The 17,916-nt window shown below is 63.3% G+C and carries 18 protein-coding genes; 8 read left to right on the top strand and 10 right to left on the bottom strand.

All coding sequences use genetic code 11. The features are described from left to right. Window positions 1–85 precede the first annotated feature (85 nt). The 6 genes from GLL_RS20430 (at window position 86) to GLL_RS20455 (ending at window position 3,996) form a co-directional block, all read left to right on the top strand. On the top strand, window positions 86–292 hold the full coding sequence (locus GLL_RS20430) for a PCP reductase family protein (RefSeq protein ID WP_011143955.1): 207 nt from the start codon (window positions 86–88) through the stop codon (window positions 290–292). Next, window positions 292–930: an LON peptidase substrate-binding domain-containing protein gene (locus tag GLL_RS20435; RefSeq protein WP_011143956.1), complete on the top strand. Its 639-nt coding sequence runs from the start codon at window positions 292–294 to the stop codon at window positions 928–930. The genes GLL_RS20430 and GLL_RS20435 overlap by 1 nt, the downstream gene beginning before the upstream one ends. A gap of 14 nt (window positions 931–944) precedes the next feature. Then, window positions 945–2,039: an alanine dehydrogenase gene (ald, locus tag GLL_RS20440; RefSeq protein WP_011143957.1), complete on the top strand. Its 1,095-nt coding sequence runs from the start codon at window positions 945–947 to the stop codon at window positions 2,037–2,039. A gap of 22 nt (window positions 2,040–2,061) precedes the next feature. Next, window positions 2,062–2,694: a class I SAM-dependent methyltransferase gene (locus GLL_RS20445; RefSeq protein WP_197530054.1), complete on the top strand. Its 633-nt coding sequence runs from the start codon at window positions 2,062–2,064 to the stop codon at window positions 2,692–2,694. 5 nt (window positions 2,695–2,699) lie between these two features. Beyond that, complete coding sequence (locus GLL_RS20450; protein WP_011143959.1) at window positions 2,700–3,773, top strand: glycosyltransferase family 4 protein; 1,074 nt, start codon at window positions 2,700–2,702, stop codon at window positions 3,771–3,773. Between the two features lie 76 nt (window positions 3,774–3,849). Next, window positions 3,850–3,996, top strand: a complete 147-nt coding sequence (locus GLL_RS20455) for a hypothetical protein (protein WP_231848266.1) — start codon at window positions 3,850–3,852, stop codon at window positions 3,994–3,996. Window positions 3,997–4,057: 61 nt separating this feature from the next. Here the strand turns inward: GLL_RS20455 and GLL_RS20460 are convergent, their stop codons facing one another. The 3 genes from GLL_RS20460 to GLL_RS20470 form a co-directional block, all read right to left on the bottom strand. Beyond that, a complete protein-coding gene (locus tag GLL_RS20460) occupies window positions 4,058–5,164 on the bottom strand; it encodes a PepSY-associated TM helix domain-containing protein (RefSeq protein WP_011143960.1) in 1,107 nt (368 codons plus the stop codon). A gap of 271 nt (window positions 5,165–5,435) precedes the next feature. Continuing rightward, a complete protein-coding gene (locus tag GLL_RS20465; RefSeq protein ID WP_011143961.1) occupies window positions 5,436–6,179 on the bottom strand; it encodes a Uma2 family endonuclease in 744 nt (247 codons plus the stop codon). Window positions 6,180–6,246: 67 nt separating this feature from the next. Continuing rightward, the gene (locus GLL_RS20470; RefSeq protein ID WP_011143962.1) at window positions 6,247–8,439 is read right to left on the bottom strand and encodes a TonB-dependent siderophore receptor; all 2,193 of its coding nucleotides are present in this window, start codon (window positions 8,437–8,439) and stop codon (window positions 6,247–6,249) included. A 61-nt stretch (window positions 8,440–8,500) separates the two neighbouring features. Here GLL_RS20470 and GLL_RS20475 point away from each other — a divergent pair, with 61 nt between their 5' ends. Continuing rightward, a complete protein-coding gene (locus GLL_RS20475) occupies window positions 8,501–9,115 on the top strand; it encodes a Uma2 family endonuclease (protein ID WP_011143963.1) in 615 nt (204 codons plus the stop codon). A gap of 20 nt (window positions 9,116–9,135) precedes the next feature. Here GLL_RS20475 and GLL_RS20480 read toward each other — a convergent pair whose 3' ends face one another. The 4 genes from GLL_RS20480 to GLL_RS20495 all read right to left on the bottom strand — a co-directional run bounded on the left by GLL_RS20480 (window position 9,136) and on the right by GLL_RS20495 (window position 13,887). Beyond that, complete coding sequence (locus GLL_RS20480; RefSeq protein WP_164929425.1) at window positions 9,136–11,283, bottom strand: TonB-dependent siderophore receptor; 2,148 nt, start codon at window positions 11,281–11,283, stop codon at window positions 9,136–9,138. Window positions 11,284–11,565: 282 nt separating this feature from the next. Continuing rightward, the gene (locus GLL_RS20485) at window positions 11,566–11,841 is read right to left on the bottom strand and encodes a YciI family protein (RefSeq protein WP_011143965.1); all 276 of its coding nucleotides are present in this window, start codon (window positions 11,839–11,841) and stop codon (window positions 11,566–11,568) included. Window positions 11,842–11,946: 105 nt separating this feature from the next. Further along, a complete protein-coding gene (locus tag GLL_RS20490; protein ID WP_011143966.1) occupies window positions 11,947–12,921 on the bottom strand; it encodes a M14 family metallopeptidase in 975 nt (324 codons plus the stop codon). A 3-nt stretch (window positions 12,922–12,924) separates the two neighbouring features. Continuing rightward, window positions 12,925–13,887: a M14 family metallopeptidase gene (locus GLL_RS20495; protein WP_164929426.1), complete on the bottom strand. Its 963-nt coding sequence runs from the start codon at window positions 13,885–13,887 to the stop codon at window positions 12,925–12,927. 46 nt (window positions 13,888–13,933) lie between these two features. On the opposite strand from GLL_RS20495, the gene GLL_RS20500 reads away from it, so the two are divergent. Continuing rightward, a complete protein-coding gene (locus tag GLL_RS20500) occupies window positions 13,934–15,376 on the top strand; it encodes a RecQ family ATP-dependent DNA helicase (RefSeq protein WP_011143968.1) in 1,443 nt (480 codons plus the stop codon). A 45-nt stretch (window positions 15,377–15,421) separates the two neighbouring features. On the opposite strand, the gene GLL_RS20505 is transcribed toward GLL_RS20500, so the two are convergent. From GLL_RS20505 to GLL_RS20515, 3 genes are all read right to left on the bottom strand, one after another. Beyond that, on the bottom strand, window positions 15,422–15,811 hold the full coding sequence (locus GLL_RS20505; protein WP_011143969.1) for a DUF5615 family PIN-like protein: 390 nt from the start codon (window positions 15,809–15,811) through the stop codon (window positions 15,422–15,424). After that, complete coding sequence (locus GLL_RS20510) at window positions 15,795–16,103, bottom strand: DUF433 domain-containing protein (protein WP_231848267.1); 309 nt, start codon at window positions 16,101–16,103, stop codon at window positions 15,795–15,797. Before GLL_RS20510 ends, GLL_RS20505 begins: the two co-directional genes overlap by 17 nt. A gap of 78 nt (window positions 16,104–16,181) precedes the next feature. After that, a complete protein-coding gene (locus GLL_RS20515; protein ID WP_011143971.1) occupies window positions 16,182–17,816 on the bottom strand; it encodes an alpha-D-glucose phosphate-specific phosphoglucomutase in 1,635 nt (544 codons plus the stop codon). Window positions 17,817–17,916: the final 100 nt, after the last annotated feature.

Here is a 17,916-nt window from a genome sequence, read left to right on the forward strand (position 1 = left end):
ATCTGAGGACTTTTGTCCATGTTGGCGGCGGGGCCATGCGGGATGTGAAGCCGGGATTACAATAAAGTAACGAAGGAGAAAAAGCGTGCATCCTGAATTTCCTCACACCCGCATTGCCGGGATCACAGGCGAACTGGTGTGGACGCCGGAGGCGCTGGTCAAACTGCGGAAGATTCCTTATTTCGTCCGGTCCCAGGCCCGTCTTCGCATTGAGGAATTGGCCCGCGCGAGCGAGGTTGACCTCATCACCGTCGAGCTCGTCCAAAAAGCCCGTTTGGAGTTTGGTCAATAATGAGTCTTTCCTTCTCACTCGCCGTACAGGAATTGCCGCTCTTTCCGCTGCCGGATGTGGTGCTGTTTCCAGGACGGCCATTGCCGCTGCACATCTTCGAGCCGCGCTACCGGATGATGATGAACACGGTGCTCGACACCGACTGCCGCTTCGGGGTGCTGCTGTGGGATCAAGAGACCAAGCAGCCGGCACGGGTCGGCAGCTGCGCCGAAATCACCCAGGTCGACCGCCTGCCTGACGACCGGATGAACGTTTTGACCGTGGGGATCAAGCGCTTTCGGGTTCTGGAGTACACCCGCCAGAAACCCTACCGGGTGGGTCTGGTGCAGTGGATCGACGACGAGCCGGTCGAAGGCGATCTCAGCGCCCTGACCCAGGAAGCCAAAAAACTGCTCGCCGATGTGGTGCGCCTCTCCAGTAAGCTGATGGAGAAACCGCTCCAGTTGCCGACACTTCCGGAGGAGCCCCTCGAACTTTCCTACTGGATTGGGGGCAGCTTCTACGGTGCTTCCGAAGAACAGCAGGCGCTATTGGAACTGCAAGATACTGCCCGGCGTCTCCAGCGCGAGATCGACATTCTGCAGACCACCCTCAAGCATCTGGCTGCCAGGACGGTTCTCAAAGACACCTTGAGCTAGCGACGGCGTCCACTATGCACATCGGCGTTCCCAAAGAAATCAAAGATCAGGAATTCAGGGTCGGTTTGACTCCGGCGGCGGTGCGCGCTTTGAGCGATCAGGGCCACAGCGTGGCTATCGAAGCGCGGGCGGGGGAGGGATCCGGCTTTACTGACCGGGACTATCTGGAGGCCGGTGCCCGCATCGTGGAGACCGCCGCGGAGGTCTACGCCCAGCCGATGATCGTCAAAGTCAAAGAGCCCCTGCCCCTGGAGTACGCCCTGCTGGGCAAGGGCCAGATTCTTTTTACTTATTTGCATCTGGCGGCGAGCCGCGAGTTGACCGAGGCGTTGCTCAACTCAGGAGCCACCTGCATCGCCTACGAGACCGTGGCCCTGGCCGACGGGCGCCTGCCGCTGCTCACGCCGATGAGTGCAATCGCGGGCCGTCTGGCGGTGCAGTTCGGGTCGCGCTTTCTGGAGAAGCAACAGGGTGGCCGCGGCGTACTCCTGGGTGGGGTGCCCGGGGTGGCCGCGGGCCATGTGGCGATCTTGGGCGGCGGTATCGTCGGCACCGAGGCGGCCCGCATCGCCGTCGGCATGGGGGCACGGGTGACGATTCTCGATGTCAACCTCGACCGGCTCGCCTACCTCGAAGATCTGTTCGGTTCGCGCGTCGAACTGCTCTTCAGCACCCGCCGGACCATCGAACAGATGGTGCCGGGGGCGGATTTGCTGATTGGAGCGGTGCTGGTGACCGGGCGGCGTGCCCCCAAGCTGGTCAGCCGCGAGGTGGTGGGCCGCATGAATCCCGGCTCGGTGATCGTCGATGTGGCCGTCGATCAGGGCGGCTGTGTGGAGACGCTCAGACCCACCTCCCACTCCGAACCGGTCTACCTCGAAGCAGGCGTCGTCCACTACGGCGTGCCCAATATGCCCGGGGCGGTGCCCTGGACGGCCACCCAGGCGCTCAACAACGCCACACTCCCCTACGTGATGAAACTGGCGGAACTGGGATATCCGCAGGCCACCGAGCGCGATCCGGCCCTTGCCTTAGGCATCAACATCGCCCACAGCCGTCTGATCCACCCGGCGGTGCAGCAGGTCTTTCCCGATCTCATCCATGCTTGAGCGGGTGCTCGAACCGGAAGTCATGGATTCGCAGGCGGAGGCGGAGGCCTACGACGCCATGGACCACGGCGAGGTCAATGCCCGTTTTGTGGCCGATGTGCTCGCCCTTGGACCTGCCGACGGCCCCTGGCTGGATCTGGGCACCGGTCCCGCCCACCTGCCGGTCCTGTTGGCGAGCGAGCGACCGGATATCCGGATCACCGCGGTCGATCTGGCTGCGCCGATGCTTGCCATCGCCCGGCGGCGCGTCGAGGCTGCGGGGTTGGCGGGACGCATCACCCTGGTGCATGGGGATGCAAAGGCCCCGGCGCTCGGCGCGGCCCGCTTTGCCTGCGTGTTCTCCAACAGTCTGGTGCACCACTTGCCGCAGCCGGCCCCTTTCTGGCAGGCTTGCGCCCGGTTGCTGGCGCCGGGGGGGGTGCTCTTCGTGCGCGATCTGGCCCGTCCGGACAGCCTGTCTAGGCGCGACGCCCTGGTCGAACAGTACGCGGCCGGTTGTGACGACGATCAGCGCCGGTTGTTCGCCGAGTCGCTCCAAGCGGCGCTCATCCCGGCGGAAGTGGCCTCACAGGCCCGAGCCGCGGGGCTGACTGGGGCGCAGGTGGCGATGAGTTCCGACCGGCACTGGACGCTGATCCGTCGGGGAGCGGTGTAACGGCGGTGGCGCACCTGTGCATCGATCTGGCGTTTCTGCCTACCCGGCCGACGGGCCTTGGTACCTATGCCCTCAATTTACTGGCGCACCTGCGCTGGGACGACGTGGTGACGCTGTTTTCCCCCAGACCGCTCGAACCTTTTCCCTGCTGCCTTGTGCCCCCGGCCCTTGCTTCCGACGGCGGGCGGTGGGCACACCTGGCGCGGCTGGCATGGCAGCAAATCCGTCTTCCGGCCCTCTACCGCACCCACAAAGCGGACTTGCTCTTCTCGCCGCTGCCGGAAGCGCCACTGGCACGGCACTGCCGCTCGGTGGTGACTGTGCACGATCTCATACCGCTGCGGTTTCCGGGGCCGTTCCCGGCCCTACTTACCCGCTACTTCCAGTACTACGTGCCGCAGGTGCTCCACAACAGCGAACACATCCTCTGCGATTCGGAAGCCACCGCCTCCGACATCGTGCGCTTTTACGGCATTGCTGCTAAAAAGCTCACTGCGATCCCGCTTGCCCACGACGCGGCGCACTTTTACCCGCGCGGGCTCGCCCCGGCCAACTACTTTTTGTACCTGGGCCGCCAGGACCGGCACAAAAACCTCGATCGGATGCTCCAGGCGCTCGCCTGCCTCAAAGATCGCGAGTGCGAATTTTGGATCGCCGGTCCGCGGGATACCCGCCAGTACCCGCAGCTTCTCGCCCGTGTCCAACACCTGAACCTGGGCGGGCGGGTGCGCTTTCTCGATTACGTCCCCTACATGGAGTTGCCCGGGCTCATCGAGCGAGCCGTCGCCCTACTTTTTCCAACGCTCTGGGAGGGATTCGGGTTGCCGGTATTGGAGGCAATGGCCTGCGGCACGCCAGTCATCACCTCCAACCTGGCGTCGCTGAGCGAGATCGCCGCCGATGCCGCCTTGTTGGTCGACCCCTACCGCGTTGGAGCCATTGCCGCGGCTATGCACCGGATTCTTAATGAGCCCGGTTTGCGCCACCAATTGCAGGTTCAGGGACTGGCTCGGGCCAGTCTATTCAGATGGGATCGCACTGCCCGGCGGACGGCCGAGGTGCTGACGTGCTGTCTTTAGTAAAGACAAAAAACCGCCGACGATTTGCCTTCTACGAACAAATTCAGAAGTTATGTGCGCGAGCTGATCCGCGCCGATGAAAAACGCAAAGCTGAAGAACAGCTTGAAGCAAAACTGTTTGGAAGGACTGAACAGCCCCGAAAGTGAATTGACGGCGGCGGACTGGAGCGGCATTCGCAAGGAAGCCTTGGCCAGGCTGGAAGCACGAAAGAAACAGCGCTGATGCCGCAAGTCACTCAGCATGCGGCTGCCAGGAACGACCTGATCGAGCACTTCTTGCTTCGCTAACGGGTGGGGGCAGCCTGCGGCGAGCGAGCCTTGTGGGCGGCAGGTCGGCGCAGTTTCTTCAGCCACAGCCAAAAGCCGGTTAAAAAGAGGCCCCCGGGGGCAAGGCCAACAAAGACGTACATTGCTTGGGTGAACAACCCGCCGTAGTGGCCAAAGTGCAAGGTGGCCAGCCAGCCGAGCAGAAAGTCGGCCGTGTTGGGCTTGCGGCCGTCCTCCACCTGCAGCACCCGGCCGCTGTACTGGTCGAGGTGGATGTGCAGCCGTTCGCGGACCGGTCCTTCTCCCTTGAACCGCCCGAAGACATCGACGGTGTCGGTGGGTTTGACTGCCAGACGCAGTCCCTCAAACTCGGCTCCCGCCAGCACCGGCCGCGCTTTTGCCAGCACAGTATCCGGCGAAAGCGGCGCTCCGGCTGCGATCGTGGACATCGGCTCTTTGGTTTGCGGGGTGCCGGTGAGGGCGTAGACGGCCGCTTTGAACGGCGCATTAAACATGAAGTAGGCGCCGCTGAGTCCGAGGATGACCATGAACGCCGAAGTGGTGATGCCGGTGAGCTTGTGCAGGTCGTAGGACAGAATGCGGCTGTTGGCGCTCCAGCGGAGCTTGGTTCCCGCTTGCCGTTTTTTCCAGCCCGGCCAGAGCACTACCCCGGTGATTCCCAAAGCCAGAAGCGCGACGGCGGCAATCCCGGTGATCCAGCCTCCAACTTCACCGGCCAAAAGCGTGTAGTGCAGCCGGTAGAGTACACCCACCAGGCTGTGCTCCCAGACGCGTGAGGCGCGCACCTCGTAGCTCACCGGGTCGACCGCCACCTCCAGGTATTGCTTCTCGGGGGTGGTGAAACTGACGGAGTAGACGTGGTTCTCCTGAACTGAGACACCCTCGGGCTTCAAGTTCGGGTGGGCCTTCTGGGCCGCCGCCATCAACCTTTCGAGCGAGGAAGCCGGTGCCGCTCCCGGCTGGTACATCGTGGGGTTGAGTGCCTGGTCGATGGGCTTCCAGAAGACAATGGCGCTGCCGGTCAGGCCAATAATCAGCAAAATTAGGCCGAAGACAAGACCCGCGATCTGGTGCAGGGTAAAGACGAACTTGCGCGTGTTCATGAGGTGCTCGGTTCACGATGAATTGGGCGTTCCAGTCGAATGGTCAGATCGAGTCAACGCCTGGTATCACTTGCAAAATCAAAGCAACAATTCCCGGCGCGGCAACGGCAGTGGATCACGGTATGTGGACGCCCCGTATTCGCGGTATCCCAAAAGAAGCCAGTAACAACGGCAACTCCGCAGGGGGAGCCCGGTCAGCTTGGCGAGTCGCAACCCAATGGCCAGGGTAAGCCTGTTGAGAACAGATGTCAATAGTTTGTGGATTGGCAGCTCAAGCCTGTGGGTCGATGCCCAATTCGCGCAAGCGCTGTGCCAAGCGTAGCGCTTGCTGTTCGGCTTGCTCGGCGCGTTGCCGTTCTTGCTCGGCGCGTTGCCGCTCCTGCTCGGCGCGCTGCCGTTCTTGCTCGGCGCGTTGCCGCTCCTGCTCAGCTCGTAGCCGCTCCTGCTCGGCGCGCGCCGCCATTTCTACGTAGCTTTCAAACGGGGTTCCGTCCGGCCGCCAGAGGCACAAGTCACCCCGCTCGCCCAGTTCGAAGCGCGCACCCAATCTGGGGCTCACCCAACTATGCATGGGATCAATTCCCAGCAGCGCTGCTCCTTCGCGCACAAAGCCGTCCAAGGTGCCGCCCTCGGGATCGTAAAGGTAGTACTCCTCGACGCCGTGGTGCTGGTAGAACTGAAACTTGCGCGTCATCTCGGAGACGCCGTTGCCTGGAGAAAGCACCTCGAAGACCACCTGCGGTGCAACGCCCGCTTCGAGCCACTGCCGGTAGCTGCCGCGTTTGCCCTTGGGCCGGCCGAAGGCGACCAGGACGTCGGGAGCCTGGCACAGCCTGGGATTACCTTCTACCGGGTACCACAGCAAATCCCCCGCCACAAACACATTGGGATCGCTTGCAAACAACCACTCTAGACCTTCTTTGATGTAGACAATCCAGCGAAACTGCTCAGTATTGTCTGCCATCGGTTTGCCGTCGGAGTCCGGGTAGACGATTGTCTCGGGAGAAAGGACCATGGCTTGGGTGCATCCGCTGCTTGCCGCTATCTTAAATCAACCGTTCTCCAGTGCGCGGCGCACCCTGTCAAAACTCCAGCGAAAGGGTGCCCTGCATGGTGAAGGGTGCCCCGGGCGGTACGTTGCGCCGGGCTTGCACCCCTTCGAAATAGCGCACGTCGAGCAAGTTTTTGAGGTTGATGGCGGTCTTGATGTTACCGAAGTTGTAGTAGACGGCCGCGTCCACCCGGGTGTAGCCGGGTACTTCGAAGGTGTTGTCGAGATCCCCGCTGCGGTTGTCGACAAAAAAGGCGCCCGCACCGAAACCCAACCCCCGCAGCGGGCCTTCGGGAATGCGGTAGGTTGTCCAGAGGCTGGCGGTGTTGTAGGGCACCCTGGGCAGCCGATTGCCCACCGGGAAGGTGTTGTCGCGGGTGATGCGCGCGTCGGTGTAGGCGTAGGAAGCGATCACATTCCAGCCCTGCAAGATCTCGCCGACGATGTCGAATTCGAAGCCACTGCTTTGCTGTTGACCCACCTGGAGCGAAAAGCGAAAATCGCTCGGATCGGCCGTCAGGACGTTGTCTTTTTCGATCCGGTAAACCGCCAGGGTGGTGGCCATCCGTCCGCCCAGAAACTCGGCTTTCAAGCCCGCCTCGTAATTGGTGCCCCGCTCGGGCAAAAATGGCGTGCCGGTGGCGTTGAGGCCGAACTGCGGCGCGAAGGAGCGACCGGTATTAGCGTACAGCGATATTTCAGGAATCGGCTGGTAGACGATGCCGACGCGCGGCGAGAAATCCCGGGCGACGGCGACGGTGTTGAAGGATGGATCGTTGTATCTGTCGCCGTAGCTGAAGTTGTCGAAGCGTCCGCTCAACAGCACTTTCAGGTTGTCGGCGACGGCAATTTGATCTTGCAGGTAGATGCCGAAGGTGTTGAGGTAGCCGTCGTAGTTCAATGCGGAGGGGCTCGGGACAGCGTAGTTAAACTGGTAGACCGGATTATAAATATCGATGTTCAAATTGCCTGCGAAGGGCCGGTCGTTGCCAAACCAACCGTAACCTCGAATGAACTCGAAGCCTGCAAGCAGGGTATGGCGAATCGAGCCGGTGGCGAACTTCCAGACCAGATCGTTGCGGAAGGTGTACAGTTCCTGATTCTGCTGGCTGACGCCGCCGAAGAGGGTGAGGGTGCGGTTGTCCGCAAGCAGCGTGTCCGACTCAATCGACCGGTAGAACGCGCGCGTCGCCCCGGCGCGAAAGACGCTGCGCCAGTTAAGATTCTCGGCAAGGCGCTGATCGAAATAAAGGTAGCCGCGCCATTCCTCGGAGATGTTAGGGGCATGAGGGTCCCCCAAAAAGCGGCTCACCGGCACCGGCGCCACCCCGTCACCCTGCGCCACTAGCCCCCGGTCGATGGGCCGCACGTAGCGTAGAAATTCGCCTTCGAAGGTGATGGTCGTATCCGGACCTGGTTTCCAGGTGAGCACGGGAGCAATAAAGGCGCGCTCCTTGCGGACAAAATCGCGGTAGCTTTTCGAATTTTCGTAGGCGATATTCAGGCGGTAGGCGAGCGCGCCGTCGGGGGTGAGCGGGCCTGAGACATCCAGCGTCGGGCGGTAAAGATCATAGCTGCCGACGGTCAGGTTGACGGCGGCGTAGGGGGTGAGCGTCGGCCGCTTGGTGATGATGTTGATCGTTCCGGCGGGATCGGCCGAACCAAACAGCACCGACCCCGGCCCCTTGACCACCTCGATGCGCTCAATACCCGCCGTCTCGAAGTCGGTGAGGGTACCAAACAAGTCGGCTTCTTGAAAGCCGTTGCGGTACTCGTTGAGCCGAAATCCCCGGGCGTTGAACTCCGCTCCCTGTCCGCCGAAGTCCTGGCCGAAGCTGACGCCGCTAACGTTTCTGAGGGCATCGGACAGGCGGATTGCCCCTTGATCCTCGATGAGTTGCCGGGGAATGACCTGGACGTTGGCGGGGATGTCGCGGATGGGCGTATCGGTGCGGGTGGCAGTCGTCGCATCGGGGACCCGGTAGCCCCGATTGCCCTCCACCGTCACCTCCTCCAGTTCCTCAGCGTCGTCCTCTCGCCGTTGTGCCGCGGGCTCGGGCGTCGCCTGAGCCATAGCGCTTGGGAACAACCCCTGCGCTGCGGTCTGTACCGGCTGCAGTTGCGACAGCCGCGGGACGGCCGTACTCTGAGCCTGCCCCGGGGCTGCGAGAATGAGAGGGTGCAGCAACCCGAGCAGGAGCCATCGGTAATCTGGCTTGGTCACGAATATTCACTCCCACAGTGGTGCTAGTCTGGCGGCAGCGGTCGGCATAGGTCTTCAGAACGTGCAAATCGGTGAACAGCGGGTGGTGCTGCACAACATTCCTTGGAGCCTGTACGAGCAATTGCTGGAGGCTCTGGGGGATCATCGGGGCGTGCGGCTTGCCTACAGCAAGGGCACCCTCGAAATCATGAGCCCCCTGCCCGTGCACGAGAGCGTCAACCGGCTTTTGGGCCGTCTGGTAGAAGCCTGGGGCGATTGGACAGGCGTGGAAGTCCAGGACCTTGGGTCGATAACGATGAACCGCGAAGATCTGGGCAAGGGCATCGAACCGGATAGTTGCTTCTACATTGCCAATCTGGGTGCCGTTGCCGGCCGGGACCGCCTGGATTTCAGGCAAGATCCCCCACCGGACCTGGCCATCGAAGTCGATATCACCAGCACTTCCCTCACCCGTCGGCCGATCTACCAGACCCTGGACATTCCCGAGCTTTGGCGCTGGGCCGGCGAGCCGCTCGCCGTGTTCCACCTGGTGGACGGGCAGTACCAACCGGCGCAAGCGAGCCGGGTGCTGCCCGGTTTTCCCGTGCAATATCTCACCGAGCTGGTGCTCCTGGGAACGCGCACGACCCACCCGCGCGCCGTGCAAAGGTTGCGCGAAACTCTCCAGCAAGCTTGAGCAGTCCGCCTCGAGCGCCGTCATAGTTCCATCGACAGCGTGCCGAGCACCGTGAACGGCGCTCCCGGCTGCACGCCGGTGCGAAAACCGCCGGTGTAGTAGCGCACGTCGAACAGATTGCGGAAGTTGAGTGCCGCCTGCCAGTTGCCGGGACGGTAGTACAAAGCAGCGTCGGTGCGCACGTAGCTGTCGAGCGTGAAGCTGCCCAGCAGATCCCCCGGCCGGCTGTCTACATAAAATAGCCCCAGACCAAAGCCCAGACCCTTGAGATCGCCGCCTTGCAGGTTGTAGCGGCTCCAAAAACTGGCGGTGTTGGCGGGCACGTTGGCCAGGGTGTTGCCCACGGGCAAACTGTTGTCGGCGCTGACCACCGCGTCGATGAGCGAGTAGGAGGCAATCACGTTCCAGCCCGGCAGGATTTCGCCGCTCGCGTCGAATTCGATGCCCCGGCTCGTCTGCTCCCCGGTCTGGATCGAGACCAGGGGGTTGGTGGGATCGGCGGTCACGACATTCTGTTTGCGCAGATCGTAGGCGGCCAGAGTTAGGCTCAGTTTTTTGTCGAATAGTTCCGTTTTGACGCCCACCTCCCACTGGGTACCGGTCTCCGGCCGGAAGGCGGCGCCGTTGAAGTTGCGGAAGGTGCCGAATTGCGGCACGAAAGAGCGCGTGTACGACCCATAGAGCGACACTTCCGGTGCCGGCTGCCAGACCAGACCGACGCGCGGGCTCCAGGCTCCGTCGGTCTGCACGAAGACGCTGCGCGGCTGGTTGAGGTCGTTTTCGGAGCGCGATTGCCGGTAGGTGTCGAAGCGAACCCCGGCGAGCAACTTCAGGTTGGGCAGCAGATCGATTTGATCTTGAATGTAGGCGGCCAGGGTCGTGGCGTCGTCGTCGCGAAAGAAATCCGGGGTTTTGGCGTAAGCCTGGTCGATGTAGACCGGGTTGAAGATATTGATAGAGGGGTACAACTCCGAGGTCTTGAAGATTGGAGACTCTCGGCCCCGGCGGTACTCGACGCCAAAAAGCAGCCTGTGGGCGATCGAACCGGTGTTGAAGCGGCCCACGACATCGGCATTGGCAAAGATGCGGTTGTAGTTGCCCGCCGCCCAGTAAGCGAGGCGCGACAGTTCTCCGGTCTGCTCGTTCAATTCCAGCGAAAACGGATAGTACCGCTCCGGGCTCACGTTCTGGTAGCGCGCCGTGTGCCTGAGCGACCAGTTCTCGCTGAAGCGGTGATCCAGGCTGTAGCCCAGACCGTACTCGTCTTTGCGGTAGTTGCTGAAAGGTTCGTGCAGAAACCGACCGATGGGCACATTCGCCACCGAGCGGCCAATCACCGGGATGCCGTCGTCCATCGTGCGCGCTTCGTTGATGAAGTAGCTGTCGAAGCGCAGGGCCGTCTGGGGGCTGATTTGCCAGGTGAGGGCCGGGGTGAGGACGCTGCGGTCGTTGCGCACAAAGTCGCGGAAGCTGCGGGCATTCTGGTAAAAAGCGTTGAGCCGATACTGCAGTGTGCCCCCGGCGTTGAGCGGTCCGGACAGGTCGAGCTGTCCCCGGTAGTCGCTGTAGGAGCCGGCGGTGAGCGCAGCGGAATAGTAGGGTTTGGCCTGCGGCTGTTTGCTCACCAGATTGACGATCCCGCCCGGCTGGCCCTGGCCGAACAGCACCGAGGCCGGCCCTTTGAGCACCTCGATGCGCTCCAGGTCGGCGGTCTCGACGTAATCGAACTGAAAGTAGGGCACACCGTCGCGGAAGAAAGATCCGTCGAAGCCGGCCGCCTCAAAGCCGCGAATAAGCAAGGAGTCGGAATAGCCGGAGTAGCTGCCTAGATTGACGATGCCGCTGACGTTTTGCAGCGCGTCGCCGGCGCGGACGATGCGCTGGTCTTCGAGCACCTGCCGGGGGATCACCTGGATCGATTGGGGAACATCCAGGATGGCCGTATCGGTCTTGGTGGCCGTCGAAGAGCGCGAGCGCCGGTAGCTGCGCGTGCCGGTCACCGTCACTTCGTCGAGATCTTCCGGGCTGGTCGGGGGCTTTTGGGTGCCCGGTTCCGCCTGAGCGACGGGGCTTTCGAACAACCCCTGCGCCCCGGTTTGCATCGGTTCTAGATCTGCCAGGCGTGGAATGGTCTGCTCGCTTTGAGTGGCAGTAGGGATTGCAGCCACTTGCGAAGCTTGAGCAATAACGCCCGACAATGTGGCCAGGACAAATCGTCCGGCACGCCCGGAGTGCGCCTTGTTGCCCACGCCAACCACCCTCCTACGCAACGTTTAACAATGATTTCCTGAGGCCCTAAGGCTGGGAAACGGTAGACCCAGCAACGTTATTGACATCGTGGCCACTGTAAAGCTGTTGCGACTAGTAGTCAAGACCGAGCACCGTCTGCAGCATCAGCGGCGTGCGCGCACCCGCGGCAATCGCCTGGTGCGCGCAGATGAACAGCAACTTCAGCCGGTCGTCCGGGAAGACGTCCCGCTCGGAGTCCGCCTGGGCCTGCTCGGCCAGTCGCCGGGACCGTCCTGGATCTGCCGCTGGCCGTTTTGCAACCGCAGGGTCGTACCGGCGTGGGGCGGCTGCAGCCCGTTGCCGCCGACCATGACGCCGGACTCTTTGAGCGTCTGGGCGTAGGCCGCCCAGGATCCCCAGTACGCCTGGCTTTTTTGGGCGTCGGTGCGCGCTTCGAAAGCCGCCGGTTCTTCGTAGGTCATGATCATGTACTGCATGGCTGTACTCCGGTGTTTGCGATTGGGTTTGCCGCACGGCCCATCTGCCGTGCTCACTTCTATGACGGGCGAGGGGCGGCTATTTCGACATCGCCGGCAAATTAGTCAGTGGCCGTCGCGCACCAGGCAGGCCACCAGCGCACCCTGCATGACGACCGGATGGGTGCGCAGGGCAATCAGCAATCCCGGCTCGGGGGTGTGCACCCGCTCCAGGGTCTCGCCGCGCAACGGATCGACCACCTTCCCGAGCACTTCACCCTCGGCGAGGCTGTCGCCCAGGGCCGCTGCGGACACGAACAACCCCGGCGCCCGGCAGTGCACCGGTTGCACAGCAGTGCCCGTCACCACCCGGGGGGATGCCGTTCCGGGCGGTTCCGGCGGCGGGCCGAGGACGATCCCCATATGCAGCATCAGGCGCACCAGCCCCGCGAAGACCCGGGTGCAGTACTCGGGCTCGATCGCCTGGCCGCCCCCGGCGCGGATCACCAGCACATCCACCCCCGCCTGGGAGAGGTTGTGGGCGAGGGTGCCCTGGGTGCGCACCGGCAACTCGTAGCAGTGGGCCGTCTTGGCGGTGGAGTGGCGGCGCACCCAGACGACCGGCAGCCCGAGGGTCTTGGTCAGATCGAGGGCGCGCGGCTGGCTGTGGTAGACCTGCACCCGGGGCCATTCGGCCAGGTGGTTCTCAGGCCCGTGCAGTTCGACGCAGCAGTCGGAGTGGCGCACCTGCTCGAAGACCCAGCTGGCCAGCCGCTGGGTGGTCTCCCCCTGGGCATAGCCCGGGAAGACCCGGTCGAGGTCGGTGTTGTCGAAGGGCCAGTGGCGGCTGGCCAGCAGCAGCCCCGGCGGGTTTACGGCCGGAAGCACCCGCACCTTGCCCCGCAACTGGTAAGGCCCCTGGCGCAGCTCCTGGCGCCTGAGCCACTCGATGAGCAGGTGGCAGGTGTAGACACCGTTGTAAGCGTCGCCGTGCAGGCCGCCCACGACGCTCAGTACCGGTCGGCCGCGGCCGAACTCCTGCATCGCGACGTTGAGCGGACCGCCAAAGGGGACAAGCAAAGGCCCGAGGGATTTTTGCATGGTTTAGAGGTGCACCAGCCGGGCCACCAGCGACCCGGCGTAGACCAGCGGATGCACCCGCAGCGTGAACAGATGGCCGTCGAGCGGCGCAATCACCTCCGCCTCCTGGCCGCTCAGCGGGTCGATCACCTGGCCCACGCGGCTGCCGCGCTTGAGGCGATCGCCCAGGTTCAGCGACGGGCGCGGCAAGAACAGACCGCCCGTCTCGGCGTTGATGTAGACGATGTTGAACTCGTTTGCCTGCAGCGGCCGGTTGGGGACAGCGACGACCGGTCCGCCGCTCAGCACGCCGACGGCGAGCATCCACTGCAAAATTCCCTGAAAGACGCGCTCGCAATGACCCCGGTGGATGCGGCGGCCTGTCCCCAGTTCGATTACCAGGGCCGGGACTCCCCGCTCGAAAAGCGCCTGGGCGACCGTGCCTGCGATCCAGTTGTGCTGAGAATGGCTCCAGACCACATCGAGGCCGAGGCAATTAGCCCACTCGATGAGGCGCGGCTCGTGGACCACCCGCACCTGGGGCAATTCCTCCAGAAAGCTGTTGGAACTATGGATGTCGAAGCAGGCGGTCGAGCGGCCGGCGATGGCAAAGATGGCCGCCGCCAGACGCTCCCACTCGCTGCCGTCGGGATCGCCGGGAAAGATGCGGTTGAGATCGCTGCCCGCCTCCGGGACGAAGCGCTCCCCCAGACTGCCCGCCAGCGGGTTGGCGCTGGGCAGCAGATTGACGGCCCCCTCCAGCCGCCAACCCACCGGCAGCCGCTGCAAAAACTGCGACAGCCGGTGGCAGATATAGCCGCCATCCAGCTCGTCGCCGTGCAGGCCCGTCAGGATCGTCACCTCCTGTTCCGCATGGCGCCAGCGCGGTTCGAAGCGGTGATTGATAAGCCGGATCTGCTGAGCGAAGGGCAGATCCAGCGCAAATACCTGTTTGCGTTCAAAAAGCACGGGGGCGGAGGCGACCATGGCACAGCGGCAGGTTTGCACCTTATTCTAGAGCCTCGATTTGCAGGTGCCAGACTGTGCGGCGGCGACTTGCCCGGGGGGACCGCCCCGGGGGCAACCGGCGCTATCCCCTGGGGCGAAACTCATCGCCATGCACGACGCCCGCCAAGTCCTGCAAAAACTCTGGGGCTACGCCGACTTTCGCCCCCAACAGCGGCCCATCGTCGAGGCGGTGGCTGGCGGCCGGGATGTGCTTGCGGTGCTGCCCACCGGCGGCGGCAAGAGTGTCGCCTTTCAAGTGCCGGCGCTGCTGAGGTCGGGTACGACGCTGGTGGTGACGCCGCTGGTGGCGCTTATGGAAGATCAAGTGGCGCGGTTGCGCTCGCTCAAGGTGGCCGCCGCCTGCCTGCACGGCGAGCAATCGGCGGCGGTGCGCTCCGAGAGCCTGGCGGGCATCGAGACCGGCCGCTGGGCCTTGTTGTACCTCTCGCCCGAGACGCTCCTCAGTCCGCCGACCTGGGCCAGGCTGCAAGGGTGCCCGATTGCCCGGATGGTGCTCGATGAAGCCCACTGCCTGACCGGTTGGGGCAGCAGCTTTCGCCCCGACTACCACCGCCTCGGGGCGGCGCGGCGCGCCCTCGGCCATCCGCCTCTGTGCGCCTTTACCGCCACCGCCGCCCCCGCCGACCGCGCCCGCATCGAACGCTGGCTGGGCCTGGTGGACCCGGTGCGGCTGGTGATCGCACCCTACCGGCCAAACCTGGCCATCCGGGTGCGCTGGATGTACACCACCCGCCAGCGCTGCGGTGCGGTCGGCGCTTTTTTGGCTTCCAGACCCGATACCTCGGGTCTGGTTTACCTGCGCACCCGCGCGGGCACCGAGAAGCTGGCCTTCGAACTGGCAAAAGCAGGTTACCGGACAACCCATTACCACGCCGGCCTGGGAGCCGCCGCACGCCGCAGTGCCGAGCGCGACTGGCTTGCGGGCCGTCTGCAGTTTCTGGTGGCCACCAACGCCTTCGGCATGGGGGTGGACGCCCCGCACGTGCGCTGGGTGATCCATGCCCACACCCCGCCCAGCCTCGAAGAGTACCTGCAGGAAATCGGCCGCGCCGGGCGCGACGGTGAAGCGGCGACGGCCCTGCTGCTTGCGAGCGAACCAACCGGCTGGCTCGATCCGACCGACCGGCTGCTGCATCGTCACTTTGCTGCGAATCGCCGCGAGCAGTGGCAGGCCGCCGAAAAAGCCCTCGCCCGCCTGCCCGCAGAAGGCGAGTACCGCCCCGAATTGGCCCTCAGCCTTGCTTTGCTGCACGAGCGGGGCCGGTTGGTGTGGAAGACACCCTTTGATTACCGCCTGGTCGAGACCCCTCCCACCCGGCCGCCTGAAATGGGTGCGGGCGTGCAGGATTTTGTGCGCACCTGCCGCTGCCGCTGGCAATTTTTGATGGCGGCCTTCGGCGAAGCCGCGAGTCCGCCCTGCGGTCGCTGCGACCGCTGCACAGGTTAGATGTCGGGGGTGCTTAGACCTGGCACCTGACACCATGTCCACATGTCAGGCTTCCAGTTTTGGTCCTGAATACTGCTGTTGCAGCGGACGGATGCGGGTGCCTTCGGGCTTAACGATGGCAAGAGAGCCACGCAATAATGGTCCGCACTCGGCAATCGCTCCGGCAAGCAGTTCCGCTTGCTCGTCGTCAGTAAATCGGTGATCGGGCAGCCGTGTGAGCAGGACGCCGACTGCCGGTTGCCCATAACGGGTGACCAGTTCGCCCATGTCTTTGTCCGCACTGATAAGCACAGCGTCCTGACGGTTAGCCAGGGCCAGCACTTCGCCATTGACCAGACCGCGCACACTTTCGAAGATCGAGAAGACCTCGTGCCCGTCTCGACGAAGACGCTCGATGATCTCCCGTTTCACGTTCTCGTCAGCGACAAAGCGCACGGTATTGGGCGAGCAGACCCGCAAGGGGATGCATTGCAGGTAACCCTTCTGCGAAGGCAATTGCCGCTTCGAGCCCCTCGGGATAAAGCGTCGGGTAGCTGCGCATCAGCTGTTCCGGCGTGCGGCCGCCAGCGAGCCCTTCCAAGAGCAATTCGACACTAAGGCGGGTACCGAAAACCGTAGGTTTGCCGAAAAGCAGTTTCGGATCCTGAACGATCAACTCGGCCGTCGGCGGATGGGTCGCAAGTTTAGCTGACACTTCTTCTCGAAGCATGCCGATCACGGTTTGCATGGACATCGCCGGTACCAAACTTTCTCAACGGCGCGTCCACATGCTATTCGTTTTCGCTTTGGGATGACAATGCCGAAATCAGGTGATCACGGTCGGTTTATCCCTGCCGGTGAACTTGCGGATCTGGGCCAGTTCCTCGGCTATGGTGATGAGTCCCGCCAGGGCCTGCTGCGGATCTTGGTTGTGTTTGGCGATGTTGGGCTCGAAGCTTTCGAGGTAAACCCGAAGGGTCGCCCCCTGGGTGCCGGTGCCCGAGAGGCGAAAGACGACGCGCGAGCCGTCGGTGAAACCCACCCGGATGCCCTGGTTCTTGCTCACGTTGCCGTCCACCGGATCGGTATAGCTGAAGTCGTCGGTGTACGCGACCTCGTAGCTTCCGAAGGCTTTGCCCGCCAGGTGGGGCATCTGCGCGTGCAGGTGCTCGATCAGGGCCTGGGCCTGGGCGGAATCGACCGCTTCGTAGTCGTGACGCGAGTAGTAATTGCGCCCATAAATCTGCCAGTGCTCGCGGACGATCTGCTCGACCGACTGCCGGCGCACCGCCAGGATATTCAGCCAGAAGAGCACTGCCCAGAGGCCGTCTTTTTCGCGAATGTGACCTGAGCCGGTGCCGAAACTCTCTTCGCCGCACAAGGTCGCCTTGCCTGCATCGAGCAGGTTGCCGAAGAACTTCCAGCCGGTGGGCGTCTCGTAGCAGTCGATGCCCAGTTGGGCCGCCACCCGGTCGGCCGCCTGGCTGGTGGGCATCGAGCGCGCCACCCCGGCAAGCCCGGCTTGATAACCCGGCACCAGTTTGGCGTTGGCGGCCAGTACCGCGAGGCTGTCGCTGGGGGTGACAAAAAAGTGCCGCCCTAGGATCATGTTGCGATCGCCGTCGCCGTCGGAGGCGGCTCCAAAATCGGGCGCGTCCTCGCCAAAGAGAATCTCGACCAGTTCGTGGGCATAGACAAGATTGGGATCCGGGTGTCCACCGCCAAAATCTTCGAGGGGCGTGCCGCCGTGCACTGTCCCCGCCGGGGCTCCCAGGCGGTCTTCAAACAGGGCGTGGGCGTAGGGACCGGTCACCGCGTGCATCGAGTCGACGCACAGGCGAAATTCGCCGCCCGCGAGCAAATCCCGAATCCGCCCAAAATCAAAGAGCGATTCCATCAATTCGATGTAGTCGGTGAGCGGATCGATGACCTCGACGGTGAGCGGGCCGAGGGCGAACGTGCCGAGCTTGCCCAGATCCACATCCGGGCCGTCGAGGATCTGGTAGTGATCGATGGTTTTGGTGCGCGCGTAAATCGCCTCGGTCACCTTCTCCGGAGCTGGGCCGCCGTTGCCGACGTTGTACTTGATGCCAAAATCTTCGTGGGGGCCGGCGGGATTGTGGCTCGCCGAAAGGATAATCCCGCCGAAGGCGGCGGTTTTGCGGATGACGCAGGAGACCGCCGGGGTCGAGAAGATGCCGTCCTTGCCCACCAGCACACGGCCGAAGCCGCTGGCCGCCGCGATCTTGAGGATAATCTGGATTGCTTCGCGATTGAAGTAACGGCCGTCGCCCCCCAAAACCAGCGTCTGGCCCGCATACCCTTCCAGGCTATCGAAAATCGACTGGACAAAGTTTTCTAAGTAGTGCGGCTGCTGAAAGACCGGCACTTTCTTGCGCAGACCGGAAGTACCCGGCTTCTGATCGCTGAACGGGGTCGTGGCAACGGTTTTAATATCCATGCAAGTAGCACAAAGACGGCAGTGAGGTGCGCTCGGAAGACCCGGAGCTTCCTGATGACATCATCGTACCGGTCGGCTCGGCCGGCTCCTGTCGTTAACC

The organism is Gloeobacter violaceus PCC 7421, from assembly GCF_000011385.1.
GTDB classification, from domain to species: domain Bacteria; phylum Cyanobacteriota; class Cyanobacteriia; order Gloeobacterales; family Gloeobacteraceae; genus Gloeobacter; species Gloeobacter violaceus.

Coding starts and splice junctions, on each gene's coding strand:
- GLL_RS20435 (WP_011143956.1), top strand. CDS start 292: ATGAGTCTTTCCTTCTCACTCGCCGTACAGGAATTGCCGCTCTTTCCG.
- ald (WP_011143957.1), top strand. CDS start 945: ATGCACATCGGCGTTCCCAAAGAAATCAAAGATCAGGAATTCAGGGTC.
- GLL_RS20445 (WP_197530054.1), top strand. CDS start 2,062: ATGGATTCGCAGGCGGAGGCGGAGGCCTACGACGCCATGGACCACGGC.
- GLL_RS20455 (WP_231848266.1), top strand. CDS start 3,850: ATGAAAAACGCAAAGCTGAAGAACAGCTTGAAGCAAAACTGTTTGGAA.
- GLL_RS20460 (WP_011143960.1), bottom strand. CDS start 5,164: ATGAACACGCGCAAGTTCGTCTTTACCCTGCACCAGATCGCGGGTCTT.
- GLL_RS20465 (WP_011143961.1), bottom strand. CDS start 6,179: ATGGTCCTTTCTCCCGAGACAATCGTCTACCCGGACTCCGACGGCAAA.
- GLL_RS20485 (WP_011143965.1), bottom strand. CDS start 11,841: ATGCAGTACATGATCATGACCTACGAAGAACCGGCGGCTTTCGAAGCG.
- GLL_RS20490 (WP_011143966.1), bottom strand. CDS start 12,921: ATGCAAAAATCCCTCGGGCCTTTGCTTGTCCCCTTTGGCGGTCCGCTC.
- GLL_RS20495 (WP_164929426.1), bottom strand. CDS start 13,887: ATGGTCGCCTCCGCCCCCGTGCTTTTTGAACGCAAACAGGTATTTGCG.
- GLL_RS20510 (WP_231848267.1), bottom strand. CDS start 16,103: ATGCAAACCGTGATCGGCATGCTTCGAGAAGAAGTGTCAGCTAAACTT.
- GLL_RS20515 (WP_011143971.1), bottom strand. CDS start 17,816: ATGGATATTAAAACCGTTGCCACGACCCCGTTCAGCGATCAGAAGCCG.